The following is a 12,174-nucleotide window of genomic DNA, read 5'->3' as shown; positions in this document are numbered from 1 at the left end:
AAAGAACTATGCTTTTGCTAAAAAACTTTCGTATGAAGATTGCACAGAAACCGTGCCATCTGACAGGATTTTTTCTAAATTTAAAAATTCTATCTGATTAACTGAAGCCGGATCAAAATCTTTTTGTACTCTCACATAGTTTTCTGTGAAGCCGAACATTTTTCCGTCTTTATTTTCGTGTTCCCAAAGTACAGGAAGTGTTTTTCCAAGCTGGGTCTGGTAAAATGCCATTTTTTTCTTTTCTGAAAGAATTCGCAGCATTTTGTTTCGTTTTTTTCTTTCGGCTACCGGAACTACTCCGTCCATTCCGGCAGCTTCGGTGTTTTCTCTTTCGGAATAGGTGAAAACATGCAGATAAGTAATCGGAAGTTCATTCAGGAAGTTATAGGTCTCCATAAATCTTTCTTCAGTTTCTCCCGGGAATCCGACAATAACGTCTACGCCTATAGCAGCATGAGGCATCATCTCACGGATTTTGCTTACTCTGTCGCTGTACAATTTAGTCAAGTAACGACGTTTCATTTTTTTCAATAAATCATCGCTTCCGGATTGTAACGGAATATGAAAATGCGGCACAAAGCTTTTGCTTTTAGAAACAAGCTCTATGCTTTCGTCCTTTAACAGATTAGGTTCTATGGAAGAGATACGGATTCTTTCAATGCCGTCTACCTGATCAAGCTCTGAAATAAGATCCAGGAAGGTATGCTCGTGTCTCTTGTTACCCAACTCCCCCTTTCCGTAATCTCCAATGTTTACTCCGGTAAGAACAATCTCTTTGATATCTCTTTCAGCAATTTCTTTAGCATTTTTCAATACGTTTTCGATGGTATCTGAACGGGAAATCCCTCTTGCCAAAGGAATGGTGCAATAGGTACACTTATAATCACATCCGTCCTGAACTTTCAGAAAAGCCCTGGTTCTGTCTCCAATGGAGTAGCTCCCGATAAAAAAATCGGTTTCTTCAATTTCACAAGAATGAACAACCCCTTCACTTTCAGATTTTTTCAGATCATCAAGATAGCTCAGGATATTGAATTTCTCTTTAGCTCCCAATACCAGATCCACCCCCTCGATTTGTGAAATTTCTTCAGGTTTCAGCTGGGCATAACATCCAACGATTACCACCAAACCTTCCGGGTTGGCTTTCATGGCTCTTTTCACATGAAGTTTACATTCACGATCTGCATTTTCAGTTACGGAACAGGTGTTAATAACATAAATATCTGCTTTATCATCAAAACTTACCTTATCATAACCTGCATCTGTTAATTGACGGGCAATAGTAGATGTTTCCGCAAAATTTAATTTGCAGCCAAGGGTATGATATGCAGCAGTTTTATGAAGATTTGACATGGATACTTCCTGAATTTTTTCTGGGTGCAAAGATAATGATTTTAATAACAATACTAAATTGATTGAATCTATTGCTTGTATTCATCCCTTACTTCAGGGCTGTTTTGAAAACATACAGGTGATGAATTTGAGCTTTGTCCGCTTCCGGAAAATTTATCTTTCATCTCCGAATTAAACTCCTGAGATTTGTTTCGGGCAATGGAAAGTGTTTTCCAGTCATCATTTTTCATCATCTTGGCAATATAAATGATTTGCCCTATGTGATACGGGTAATGAGCCAATTGACGGAAAACCGCATCAATCACAGAATGTGCTTCTCCTCTTATATAAATGGTGGCATATACATTGTCATCTGTGATTTGTTCCAAAGCGTCAAAAAAACATTTCCAGCCTTTTACCCAAAAATCAATGACTTCTTGTTTTGTGGTAAAAGTGTTGACAAATTCTTCATCACGGTTTCTCCAAGGTTTTTCACCGTCTTCGGTTAGAAAATTGGTCCATCGTGATAACATATTTCCGGCGATATGCTTTACAATCATTGCTATTGAATTGCTTTCTTCATTGTATTGCCAGAAGATCTGCTCATCGGAAAGCTGATCAAATGTTTTGTCCCCCAGTGATTTGTAATATTCGAAACGTTTGATGAACAGGTCTTTCATTTTATATAGTTTGTATCAAATTTAAAAAGAAAACAGCTTCGGAAGTTTCAATTTGAATTGATAAATTCTATTTGTATAAGCCATCTTTGCTATCCGGAATGATTATTTTATACTGGTAATATTCCCGCAGAGATTTTCAAGGTGAAAAATTTTATGGAACGGGCTTTTCACTTCTTTTAGGTGTTCTTTATCCTGGATAAAGGTATATCGTGAAGCCAGGGAATTCATATCAGAAACTATTACCAGCCAACATTCATCTACAGAAGTGTCATAATAGGGGAATTTTTCGTTTTTCTTTTCTATCAGCTCCAGGATCTTTTCAGAGCAAAGTTCATCAAACAGGTTCATATTATATTCATGAGTAATGAATACATTTCTCCGGTGGACGGATTTCCGGATACTTTTTACACAACCGACCGGTTTATGCTTTTTAATGCTTTTATAAATAGCCAGGATAATTTCCTGCTGATCTTCCAGCTTATCGAACTTGATATGAGAGTGGAATTCTAAAAAATAAACACCACGATATTTCGTAGTGTCTTCTTGTTCCAATAGTATTTCGGCCTGACGGAAAATCTTATTTAAGCAGCTTTCAACCTTTTTCATTTCCAGATGGTTGATCACTTCAGTAAGTTCGATTCCAATTTTTTTGTCGTTGAATTTAGCAATAAAGTCGGGACTTTCACAGGTAAGATTTTCAAAAGTAATCTCCGGAAAATGATGCATAAAAGAATTAAGGAGTAAAATCTCGGACTTCTTCTTGTACTTTTCCCGGTCGTGAAGCGGAGATTCGTCTATGGTACGGTGGTATTTCTCTATCGGCTTTTTTTTCAAATGTCGATTCAGGTAATATAGGCTTAGATTCTTGATTAAATCTTCATCTGAAAACATCTTTTTCATCACGAGAAGCTTTTGATTATCAAAAATTTACAACCTAAAGGTAAGTAAAAAAACTATTCGAGAGATAGTTTTAAAAATAATTTATTAAATAATTAATGTAAAGTTTATTTTCATAATTAATACCTTTGCCCCTTCACATACAAAAACACAGTTTTATGGATTTTAAGAATTTTAAAATACCTTTTAGCGTACATCCACAATATTCTAAAAAAGTAGCCTATTTTTCAATGGAGTTTGCCATTGAGCAGGTATTGAAAATATATTCGGGAGGATTGGGATTTTTAGCTGGCTCTCATATGAGAAGTGCCTATAACCTGAAGCAGGATCTTATCGGAATCGGCATTCTTTGGAAATTCGGTTATTATGATCAGGCAAGAAATCACGACCAGACTTTACAACCCGTCTGGACAAGGAAGATGTATAGTTTTCTTGAAGATACAGGAATTAAATTTCAGATTGAAATCCACAGTGCTCCTGTTTGGGTAAAAGTATGGTATCTGGATCCTGAAATCTTCAATACGGCACCTATGTTTTTCCTTTCTACAGATGTGCCTGAAAATGATCACGTTTCGAAGACCATCTGCCACAAATTATATGATGCCAATGAATCCACCAAGCTTGCTCAATATATTCTGCTGGGAAAAGGAGGAGCCCAATTATTGGATGAAATGAATATTGAAAGAGATATTTATCACTTGAATGAAGCTCATGGACTTCCCGCAGCATTTCATTTACTGAAAAAATATAACGGTGATCTTAACAGGGTAAAGGAAAAACTGGTATTCACTACCCATACTCCGGAGGAGGCTGGAAATGAAAAGCATAATTTGAGATTATGTCATGATATGTCTTATTTTTCAGGCTTTAGCATGGAAGATGTAAAAAGTATTGAAGGTGCTGATGATGACCGTTTCAACCATTCACTTTGCGCTTTGAAAATGGCAAGAATCGCTAATGGTGTATCACAGCTTCACGGAATTGTTTCGAGGGCCATGTGGAGTAAATATCCCGGAATCTGTGAAATCACTTCCATTACCAACGCTCAGGAATTCAAATACTGGTCTGATAAGCCTCTTTATAATGCGAAAGATGAGAATGACGAAACTGTTTTCGATTACCGCAAAAAACATTTAAAAAAGAGACTTTTCAAAATCGTTGCAGACCAAACCGGAAATTTATTTAATCCGAATGTGTTTACCATAGTCTGGGCAAGAAGATTTGCCGGATATAAACGTGCCGATCTGCTTTTGCATGATAAAGACAGGTTTTATCAACTACTGAATCATCCGAAATATCCGGTACAGATCATCTGGGCAGGTAAACCTTATCCGATGGATTATTCTGCTATTTCCACATTCAATACTTTGGTAGAGGAAAGTAAAAATCACAAAAACATGGCCGTTTTAACGGGTTATGAGCTTTCATTAAGCAAATCTTTAAAACAAGGCTCCGATCTTTGGTTAAACAACCCAAGAGTTCCGAGAGAAGCTTCCGGAACTTCCGGAATGACGGCTGCAATGAATGGCTCCGTAAACTTATCTACAGATGATGGATGGATTCCTGAATTCTCAAAACACGGAGAAAACTCATTTGTCGTTCCAAAAGCAGATTATCTGAATATGAGTATTTACGAGCAGGATAATTATGATTTAAACAAATTGTATGAGATCCTTGAGAACGAAATTCTTCCCACCTACTATGACCGTCCGGATACATGGAGAAAAATCCAGTATAACGCAATGAATGATGTTAAAGACCAGTTCAACAGCGACAGAATGGCGGACGAATATTATAAGGTACTGTATAATTATAAAGGCTAGAATGCAGGAAAGGTAATCTGCAGACTTTAAGAAACAGCTTTTATCTACCTATAAAACGGCTTGGGAAAATTTCCCAAGCCGTTTTCATTACTTTCATCTCAACTTAAAAAAAGATTTACTATTTCGAATCGTTTTATTTCTATTATTTTAAATCTTTAACACATCTGAAGCCTGTATTTTCCAAGCTTGTATCGGGGCTGCTTTTCATACGTCTTGCCACCCTGTAACCACTGCAATAGCTGTCATTACACATAAAGCTTCCGCCACGCAAGCTTCGTTTTGATGTATAGGGCTCCTGTGGATCATAAGATGTATCTGGACCTTTGGGATTTAGGCTTACCTTACCCTCCAATTCCTTATAATAATTGTAAGAATAAAGATCACTGCACCATTCCCAAACATTTCCAGCCATATCATACAGTCCATATCCGTTAGCTTTGAATGATGTTACGGGAGCAAGCTCTGTGTATCCATCTTTTTTTTCATTAAAATACGGGAATTTCCCTTCCCAACTATTTGCTTTCGGTAAGCCTTTATTTATGGATTCGTTGCCCCAAGGATAAATATTATTTTTCAATCCGCCCCGGGCAGCATATTCCCATTCAGCTTCTGTCGGCAGGCGTTTGCCCGTCCATTTGCAGTATGCCTGGGCATCGTCCCAGCTTATATGTACAACCGGATAATTATCTTTGCCTTCAATATTGCTTCCAAGGCCTTTTGGATGCTTCCAATCGGCTCCCTTTATCCATTTCCACCATTGGGTATAATTATTTAAATCTACTGGTTTTCTGGTGGGCTTAAACACTAATGATGCAGCTACTAATAAGCTATCCGGAGGTTTGGGCGTTCCTGCGGGTACATTTTTTTTCAATTCTTCCCAATCGGGGATACGCTCTGCGGTCGTTATATATCCGGTAGCATCCACAAATTTTCTGAACTGAGCGTTGGTTACTTCCGTTATATCCATATAGAATGATGAAACCTGTACCTGATGTTTAGGATATTCATCCGCATCGGCCTGATTATTATCGCCACCCATATCAAATCTGCCTCCGGGTATCAATACCATTCCTTCTACTGAGGTATTCCCTCCAAAAGCTATATCTGACGAATCTGCAGCTCCAAAACGTCCGGGCATAGTCATGCAGCTATGGGCATTTTTTTGATCTAGCTGCTTTTTTAAGGCTTTATCTTTGTTACAGGCACATAAGATGATTAAGATGCCTGACCCGAGAAGGATCATTTTTGTAGAGGTCATCGAATTTTGATCTGTTTTATTAATATCCTTTATTGGGGCTTGCTATATCGCCATCCTTTTTTCAATTGTAAAGAAAGTTGATTTATAAGCTTTTTATTTGCTTTTTCTCCAGCAATATTCACATTTTCATCAGGATCATTTGTATGGTCATAGAGCTCCCGCGCCAGATAAGCTCCAGGTTTTGAGGTTTCTTTATTCCATTCGAACCATTCCACATACCGGTATTTATCTGTACGGATGGCATATCCCATTTTTTCAGGTTTTCGTTTTTCTTTAGGGCCAAACCTGCCCATCAAATATTGGCTATAGGCTGCTGTTTTCCATCTCCTGTCCGGATCAGTAAGCAAAGGTTTCATACTGGTCCCTTGAAGGTAGTCAGGGATCGTTATCCCGGTCATATCACATAGAGTGGGATAAATATCCACAAACTCAGTGAGAGCATTACTTTTTTTCCCTTTTGCCTGTACGCCGGCCCCGCTAATAATAAGGGGAACTCTTGTGTCTATTTCATAATTACTTTGTTTACCCCAGCTATTATGTTCTCCCAATTTCCATCCATGGTCTCCCCATAGCACCACTATGGTATTGTCACTAAGCCCCAGTTCGTCCAATGCATCCAAAAGCCTACCGATCTGGGCATCTGTATAGGATACTGATGCATAATAGGCGTGTAATAAATGGCGTTGTTTTTCCACATCATAAGGAGGGTCCCATGGTGAAGGAAGATCTGCCCTATCGGTATAACCCCTCAATTCTTCATCACCATACAGGGCAAAATCAGGTGCATTTTTGGGAACAAACTGATTTCTGGCAAGCGGAATATCATTAGGATTATATAAATCCCAATATTTTTTGGGAGCGTTAAACGGTAAATGTGGACGGTAATATCCTACTGAAAAGAAGAAGGGCTCCTCTTTTTGTTTCAGTTCTTTCAGTTTCCTGATGGCCATTGAGGTTTGAGCTCCATCATAATAAGCATCATCATTTACATCTGCCTTTTCTGTAGAATTGGCTTTAACGTATATAAACCCATATTTATCAAACGTAGCTTTCCCGCTTCTCAAAATTGCCAGTTCCTTTTCTTTCTGGATGATAAGATTGTCTGTTAACTGATATGTTGCATCAGGATCAAAAGGAAATCCGTCTACATGGAGATCTTCATTCCATGAAAACGCATCAGGATAATCATTGTGAAAAGCTTTTCCAATACCTACCGTATAATATCCGTTATTTTTAAATATCTGAGGAAGGGTGACTACATCCGGCATCTTTTGTCTGAGATCTGTCTTAAGATCCCATACCTGGGTAGAATCGGGACGTAAACCTGTAAGCAAACTCGCACGTGACGGATTACAAACGGCCTGCTGACAATACGCCCGATTAAATACAACGCCCCTTTTGGCCAGCCTGTCTATGTTAGGTGTTTTTATGATCTTATTACCATAACAACCTGTATCCGGCCTGAGATCATCAATAGGGATGAAAAGAACATTTGGTCTTTGTTGCTTTTGTGTGGGCTTTACTTTCCTTACAGGATTTTTTTTGCTTCCGGGATTTTCAGAAAAGCTCATCACCATACAACATAGGGATAAAGCCCATATAGCTTTGATGAAATTTTGATATTTCATATGTAATTTCTTTTTAAATTATATTATGAATTTTCTTCGGACTTTTCAGTGAGCAGCAGTAATCAATTGGGTTTTTACCGCTTTCCATCCTCGTTTGCGTTGCTCAGAGAGCTTGTCAATCAATTCTTTATTCTCAGGATAAACTGCTATATTAAAGTTCTCTTGTGGATCGTTGGTCAGGTCATAAAGCTCCCTGGCTACTAAAGCTTCGGGCTGTTTTTTTTCTTTATTCCAATAATACCATTCTACAAGATGGTAGTTTTTGGTCACCATTGAATATCCCATATAGTCTTTCTTGCGTATATCAGAACCTTCGCCTGCCGGACGAAGAAATTGATTGAATGCGGCTTGTTTCCAGGTAATGTTATTTTCATTCAACAGTTTTTTGAAACTTAATCCTTGTAAATAATCCGGTGTTTCGATGCCTGCGAGGTCACACAATGTAGGATAGACATCCACCATTTCAACAAGCTCATTATTTTTATCTCCTGAATTTTTCATTCCCGGAGCATAGACGATGAGCGGTACACGGGTATCATTTAAAAAATTAGTCTGCTTACCCCAGGCATTATGTTCGCCCAGCTTCCATCCGTGATCTCCCCATAGTACAATAATGGTATTATCCATCAGCTTTTGTTTTTCCAGCTCATCTATTAATCTTCCGATACAGGCATCTATATAGCTTACTGAAGCATAATAGCCATGCTTAAGTGTCCTTGCAGCATTTTCAGGCATTCTGAAATAAGCAGGCGGCTTCACATATTCAAGATCATAACAGGCTGTCATTTCCCGTTGGTTATAAAGGGCCATGCTTGGCATATTGTATGGAATAAAATCATTGTCGGCCAATGGTATTTGCTTAGGATCATACATATCCCAGTATTTTTTAGGAGCTACAAACGGTAAATGTGGTCTGAAATATCCCATAGCCAGAAAGAAAGGCTTCTTTTTATTTTTGATCCTGTTTATAGTTTTGATAGCGAGGGCTGTCTGAGCGCCATCATATAAAGAATCATCCGGGCAATTTGCTATTTCTACTGAACGGCCGTAGGCCCATCCGTTAGCATACCGCTTAGGGTTTTTAGCTAATCTTTCTAATCTTTTGGCTGCTAATTCCTTTTTAAGGTCCTCATCAAAATAGAAAGATTCGGGATCACGGTCTACCATATCCCTAGTTGTATAGGCTGCAGGACGAAGATCCGGCTCATCAAAAGAAAGTGAGTCCGGCATATGATTATGAAAAATCTTTCCAATAGAAACGGTATGATAATTGAATTTCTTAAACTGTTGAGGGATGGTCACTATATTCGGATGGATCTTGCGAAACTCTTCGCCCAGCACCCATACCCTGGTAGAATCCGGCCTTAGCCCCGTTAATGCACTTGCTCTTGACGGAGCACAAACAGCTACCTGACAGTATGCATTTGTAAATGTCATTCCTTTCTTTGCCAGTCTGTCAATATTAGGGGTTTTTACAGGGCTTCCGTATACTCCCAGTTCTGGCCTCAGATCGTCCACAGTAATAAATATAACATTGGGACGGCTACTTTTTTTCCCTTGTGCCATACCCATAATTGGTAGGATCAAAAGGATAACACGCAACAAAGATGTTGAGGATAAAAATTTGAACATATACTAAAATTTTAAAGTTTGTTTATCTTTTAATAGCTTCAACAGTTGGATAAGTTTTATAATCCAGCCTGATGACTCATTTTTGCTTACGTGCACGACAGTTTAAATAAAATACTTCAGGGAATTAATGAATAAGCTACTTCCAATTGATGCTCTATTGGAAAAATAACTGTATAAAATATATACTCCGTGGAATTGTATTTAGAAAACCTCTTCTCTTACTATTGAAAGCACCTTACAGGTATGTAAAGTAAGAACAGTAAGGTGCTTTTTTCCTGTATTGATCTGATGAGATTAATTGCCTTTCAGGAATAAGAAAATTAATCTTTCTTTTTTTTAGGCGGTACTTTCAAGCCTTTTTCTCTGGCTTCAGAAATACCTATGGCAACCGCCTGTTTTCTGCTTGTCACTTTTTTTCCGGAAGAAGATTTTAACTTTCCTTCCTTGAATTCGTGCATTACTTTTTCTACTTTGTCCTGAGCTTTATCTGAATATTTAGTCTTGCTCATGATAATTCTTTTTTAAGATTTTGGCAGGGATACCCCTAATTCATATACTTTAGCATGCTTCAAATATTTTGAACGCTCTCTTGAAGTTACCGATTCGAAATGATCATTTTTGAGCACCACAATCGGGTCTTCTGCATTTTCAATCTCAAAATTGGCTAAATATCTTTCATCTATGGCATCTTCTCTTAGCTTTGATTTTATCTTCTGTAATTCGTCCGCGTATTTTCTGAATCCGGGATCAGATGAATGGATAAATTTGTATTCATCACCTGCATCTACATAATAGTGGAGTTGTTTTTCAATAAGCCCGGCTTCATTTCCAGTAATTTCCGGATTATCATTTCCATCCTTAAAAGCGACTTCTACCAAAGTACCGCCTTTTTTCTCTGCACATTCCTCAGCATCTTTAAAACTTGAAAATCCTGTATAGATAATTTGATCATTCAATACGTAACGGTTCAGTTTCTGGTTGTAAGCATTTGTTTCCATAATTATTATTTTAATCTGATTTATAATAATATATTCAATTCTTTTGCCAATCTTGCAAAATAATAACAGAAATAAACCTCCTATAAACCAGATATTAATTGGCTGAATACAACCTTTTCCATTTTGCTATGGTATTCCTGCTCAGCTGAAAATGAATAGCCACCTGGCTATTATTTAAACTATTTTTTTCCTGGTATTTTAGTATTTCCTGAATAGCTGAGGGCTTGTAGGACCTGTGCCTTTGATTAAATGCCAACGTTTCCTTGCTAACATTATCGAATATCATTGCATTAAGCCTGATAATATCCAGGGCAGATAGGGTATCTTTTTCCAATATATAAAGGCATTTTTCTTTTTTATCCGGGTATTTTCTTACAATAATATCATGGTAGATACGTCTGTAATCCGGAGAGTTTATTTTTTGTACTTTTCTATCCATTTGTATAAGGTAGTTTTAGGAATTTTATATTCATCGATGATCTGCTGTTTCGTCTTTTCTTTTGCCTCCAATAATTCCAAAATAAAATCAATTAATTCTTTAGTATAAATATTCTTTCTGAACTGAGGAGGATGGATGAGATGATGATCAGAACCCATAGTATTCTTTATTACATTTGACTGGGGAGAATACAGGATTAAATGTTGAGAATATATTCTGAAAAAATCATATCCCAATAGTTTACTCCATCGCAAAAGGGTATTAGAATCCAGACTTTCCGCACTATACATTTTCTCTATTTCATTTATTTCACATTTAAAGAAGTTACATATACGGGATATATCTATCCCGTATTCTGTAACTCGCTTATTAATCAAAGATCCTATATGAATGTTTTTGAATTGCATATTTACCTGCTTATTTGTTTTTTATTTTCCCTGCAGAACGAGCTTTTCAAGTTCTACATTCTTCTCCTCCAGGGATTTAATTTTTTTATTAAGCTCTATAACATGCAGGTATAACTCTTCAATTTTTTCCATATTGGTAATGGAGTTCTGAGTAATATCTACCGCCATATCCTTTTGCTTCACCTCTTCCAAGGATTGATATCCGGGAAGATGCCCTTTCTCTTTAATAAAGCTCTCCACCTCATCCAGCTTTCTAAATTGGTAGGCAGGATTGATCTTTGAGAAGCCTTTATAATATCCTTCGAAAACATAGTCCGGGTAGGTAGTCGTTCCAGATATAAGGGAACCTGAAGCTTTTATATTGCCTGCAACGTCTAGTCTTTGAGATGGTGTGCTCGTTCCTATTCCAAAATTTCCCGTCCCTGTAAGTACAGCCCTTTGATTTCCAGCAGCAAATATTAATGGTGCAGAATTAGTGGAAGTCCCTATAAGTAGTTCTGTATTACCACCAGAAAGCAGTCTGGCTTTTCCATCACTTAGAATTTCCATATCAAGGGTATGATAGCCTGCTGCTATTGTACCTACTGCGGCACGTATCAGAGAACTCACAGATCCTTCTGAAAGAATACGGGAAACGCCTGTAACTGTAGAGCCAACATCAAACCTTATATTATTGTTTGTATCCTGTGAAAGAACGAGTGGGTTCTTATTCATTGAAACAGTTCTGTAAGCAAGAAGCGTCCCATCAGAGTTATAAATATTAACTCCCTGCGGAAGCGTAACAGCGCTGGAAGGTATCCCGTTTACGGTAGTAGTAAGGGTATTTCCTGAAACCGTGTTCGTTACACTATTGATAATAGGTGCCGTATCTGTTACTCCGTTGACCGTTGAGGTCATTGTATTTCCGGAGCTGTTCAGTACATTGGTTGTAGCTGCTGTAATAGCCGGAGCCAGATTCACCGCAGTGCTTGAAATTCCATTCACGGTACTGGTCAGACTGCTTCCTGATAACGTTAATGTATTGCTGTTGATAATAGGAACAGTAGTACCTGTTATTCCGTTAACAGTAGTGGACAAGGT

At 37.8% G+C, this 12,174-nt stretch carries 11 protein-coding genes and 1 pseudogene; 1 reads left to right on the top strand and 11 read right to left on the bottom strand.

The genetic code is table 11. The features are described 5' to 3' along the window. Nucleotides 1-6: 6 nt before the first annotated feature. The 3 genes from mtaB to BCF58_RS06830 form a co-directional block, all read right to left on the bottom strand. Nucleotides 7-1,353: a tRNA (N(6)-L-threonylcarbamoyladenosine(37)-C(2))-methylthiotransferase MtaB gene (gene mtaB / locus BCF58_RS06840; RefSeq protein ID WP_121461077.1), complete on the bottom strand. Its 1,347-nt coding sequence runs from the start codon at nt 1,351-1,353 to the stop codon at nt 7-9. A gap of 68 nt (nt 1,354-1,421) precedes the next feature. Then, on the bottom strand, nt 1,422-2,012 hold the full coding sequence (locus BCF58_RS06835) for a DUF1572 domain-containing protein (protein ID WP_121461076.1): 591 nt from the start codon (nt 2,010-2,012) through the stop codon (nt 1,422-1,424). Nucleotides 2,013-2,114: 102 nt separating this feature from the next. Further along, entirely contained in the window at nt 2,115-2,912 is a 798-nt protein-coding gene (locus tag BCF58_RS06830) for a hypothetical protein (protein ID WP_121461075.1), read from the bottom strand. Between the two features lie 155 nt (nt 2,913-3,067). On the opposite strand from BCF58_RS06830, the gene glgP reads away from it, so the two are divergent. Next, on the top strand, nt 3,068-4,732 hold the full coding sequence (gene glgP / locus BCF58_RS06825; protein WP_121461074.1) for an alpha-glucan family phosphorylase: 1,665 nt from the start codon (nt 3,068-3,070) through the stop codon (nt 4,730-4,732). 142 nt (nt 4,733-4,874) lie between these two features. On the opposite strand, the gene BCF58_RS06820 is transcribed toward glgP, so the two are convergent. The 8 genes and pseudogenes from BCF58_RS06820 to BCF58_RS17365 form a co-directional block, all read right to left on the bottom strand. After that, nucleotides 4,875-5,990 (bottom strand): formylglycine-generating enzyme family protein, encoded by a 1,116-nt coding sequence (locus BCF58_RS06820; protein ID WP_228434751.1) that lies wholly within the window; start codon nt 5,988-5,990, stop codon nt 4,875-4,877. 29 nt (nt 5,991-6,019) lie between these two features. Beyond that, nucleotides 6,020-7,618 (bottom strand): sulfatase, encoded by a 1,599-nt coding sequence (locus BCF58_RS06815; RefSeq protein WP_228434750.1) that lies wholly within the window; start codon nt 7,616-7,618, stop codon nt 6,020-6,022. 45 nt (nt 7,619-7,663) lie between these two features. Next, entirely contained in the window at nt 7,664-9,250 is a 1,587-nt protein-coding gene (locus BCF58_RS06810; RefSeq protein WP_121461072.1) for a sulfatase, read from the bottom strand. A 320-nt stretch (nt 9,251-9,570) separates the two neighbouring features. Next, nucleotides 9,571-9,759: a DUF6496 domain-containing protein gene (locus BCF58_RS06805; protein ID WP_121461071.1), complete on the bottom strand. Its 189-nt coding sequence runs from the start codon at nt 9,757-9,759 to the stop codon at nt 9,571-9,573. Nucleotides 9,760-9,771: 12 nt separating this feature from the next. Next, a complete protein-coding gene (locus BCF58_RS06800; protein WP_121461070.1) occupies nt 9,772-10,248 on the bottom strand; it encodes a hypothetical protein in 477 nt (158 codons plus the stop codon). Nucleotides 10,249-10,342: 94 nt separating this feature from the next. Continuing rightward, nucleotides 10,343-10,687 (bottom strand): helix-turn-helix domain-containing protein, encoded by a 345-nt coding sequence (locus BCF58_RS06795; RefSeq protein WP_121461989.1) that lies wholly within the window; start codon nt 10,685-10,687, stop codon nt 10,343-10,345. Next, nucleotides 10,663-10,977, bottom strand: coding sequence for a helix-turn-helix domain-containing protein (locus tag BCF58_RS06790; protein ID WP_317126240.1), 315 nt, complete (start codon nt 10,975-10,977; stop codon nt 10,663-10,665). Before BCF58_RS06790 ends, BCF58_RS06795 begins: the two co-directional genes overlap by 25 nt. 138 nt (nt 10,978-11,115) lie before the next feature. Then, nucleotides 11,116-12,174: pseudogene (locus BCF58_RS17365) on the bottom strand (hypothetical protein); the annotation flags it as partial.

This window comes from Chryseobacterium defluvii (genome assembly GCF_003634775.1).
Taxonomy (GTDB): domain Bacteria; phylum Bacteroidota; class Bacteroidia; order Flavobacteriales; family Weeksellaceae; genus Chryseobacterium; species Chryseobacterium defluvii.
The sequence above is the reverse complement of the archived record's forward strand: the minus strand, read 5'-3'. Positions and strand labels throughout refer to the sequence as shown.

Bases quoted from the DNA above. Each gene is read 5' to 3' on its own strand.
- BCF58_RS06830 (WP_121461075.1), bottom strand. From the start codon at position 2,912: ATGAAAAAGATGTTTTCAGATGAAGATTTAATCAAGAATCTAAGCCTA.
- BCF58_RS06795 (WP_121461989.1), bottom strand. From the start codon at position 10,687: ATGGATAGAAAAGTACAAAAAATAAACTCTCCGGATTACAGACGTATC.
- BCF58_RS06815 (WP_228434750.1), bottom strand. From the start codon at position 7,618: ATGAAATATCAAAATTTCATCAAAGCTATATGGGCTTTATCCCTATGT.
- glgP (WP_121461074.1), top strand. From the start codon at position 3,068: ATGGATTTTAAGAATTTTAAAATACCTTTTAGCGTACATCCACAATAT.
- BCF58_RS06810 (WP_121461072.1), bottom strand. From the start codon at position 9,250: ATGTTCAAATTTTTATCCTCAACATCTTTGTTGCGTGTTATCCTTTTG.
- BCF58_RS06790 (WP_317126240.1), bottom strand. From the start codon at position 10,977: ATGTATAGTGCGGAAAGTCTGGATTCTAATACCCTTTTGCGATGGAGT.
- BCF58_RS06805 (WP_121461071.1), bottom strand. From the start codon at position 9,759: ATGAGCAAGACTAAATATTCAGATAAAGCTCAGGACAAAGTAGAAAAA.
- BCF58_RS06820 (WP_228434751.1), bottom strand. From the start codon at position 5,990: ATGACCTCTACAAAAATGATCCTTCTCGGGTCAGGCATCTTAATCATC.
- BCF58_RS06835 (WP_121461076.1), bottom strand. From the start codon at position 2,012: ATGAAAGACCTGTTCATCAAACGTTTCGAATATTACAAATCACTGGGG.
- BCF58_RS06800 (WP_121461070.1), bottom strand. From the start codon at position 10,248: ATGGAAACAAATGCTTACAACCAGAAACTGAACCGTTACGTATTGAAT.
- mtaB (WP_121461077.1), bottom strand. From the start codon at position 1,353: ATGTCAAATCTTCATAAAACTGCTGCATATCATACCCTTGGCTGCAAA.